Source organism: Streptomyces sp. ADMS, assembly GCF_033441795.1.
Taxonomy (GTDB): Bacteria; Actinomycetota; Actinomycetes; order Streptomycetales; family Streptomycetaceae; genus Streptomyces.
This window is the reverse complement of record NZ_JAVFVX010000348.1, coordinates 1-866: the sequence shown is the minus strand read 5'-3', so window position 1 is coordinate 866 and position 866 is coordinate 1. Positions and strand designations below refer to the sequence as shown.

The window sequence follows — 866 nt, the reverse complement described above, 5'->3', positions numbered from 1 at the left end:
GTCTCCTCCGCCGGGGAGCAGCGGCCGGACTTGGCTGACCGTGGCCGCGTTGTCCAGGAGGATCAGGACCCGGCGGTCGGCGATCAGTGAGCGGTACATCGCCGCTGCGTCGTCGACGTCCTGGGGAACCTCGGCCGGGGCCACGCCCAGGGCCCGCAGGAAGCGCTGAAGTGCCTGCGCGGCTGTGACTGGTTCTCCGGGATCGTACCCGCGGAGGTTGACGAAGAGCTGGCCGTCGGGGAACTGGTCCTTGGCCTGGTGCGCCCAGTGCAGGACCAGTGAGGTTTTGCCCGCGCCCGCCGTGCCGGCCACCACGTGAACGGAGACGACGAGGCGCCCGCCGTTTCGGTCGGCAAGTACCGCGTTCAGCTGTCCCAGTTCGTCGGAGCGGTTGACGAAGGTGTTCACGTCGGCTGGGAGCTGGCGTGGGACGGGCCCGGATGGCCCCGAGGCGGCGGCGTGGTGGAAGTGGATGTCACCAGTGACGCTCCCGGCCTGTACGACATCGCGAGACGACCCGGAGAGGTCGTTCTGCGAGTCTCCGGGGCGCCTGTTGCCCTCTGTAGGCACGTCGATCGATGTGCCCTGGTCAGGCCGCGGGCGGCGGAGGCAGGTCGGCCACGGCACGGCCGAAGTACGCCTGGACGTCCTCCGCAGCCGCGTACAGGGCCTGCAGATACTCCGCCCAGTTCCTCACGGTGCTGGGATCGGTGAAGCGAATCGCCCCGTCCGGTTGACCGTCAGCGGTGTACAGCACACGGTAGAGAACCCGACTGTCCAGAAGGTTCAACTCCGGCAGCAGCGCATCGCTCTCCGCGGCGGCGACCGCGGAAGCAGGCAGGACGCGAACGGAATGCCCGCATTCC

General features: G+C 69.1%; 2 protein-coding genes. Both read right to left on the bottom strand.

Going from position 1 to position 866, the window contains the following annotated elements; translation table 11 throughout:
• On the bottom strand, positions 1–408 hold a 408-nt coding region (locus tag RB628_RS40940; RefSeq protein WP_318325711.1), incomplete at its 3' end, for an AAA family ATPase.
• A gap of 181 nt (positions 409–589) precedes the next feature.
• The coding region (locus RB628_RS40935; RefSeq protein ID WP_412180806.1) for a DUF6879 family protein at positions 590–866 on the bottom strand (277 nt) is incomplete at its 5' end.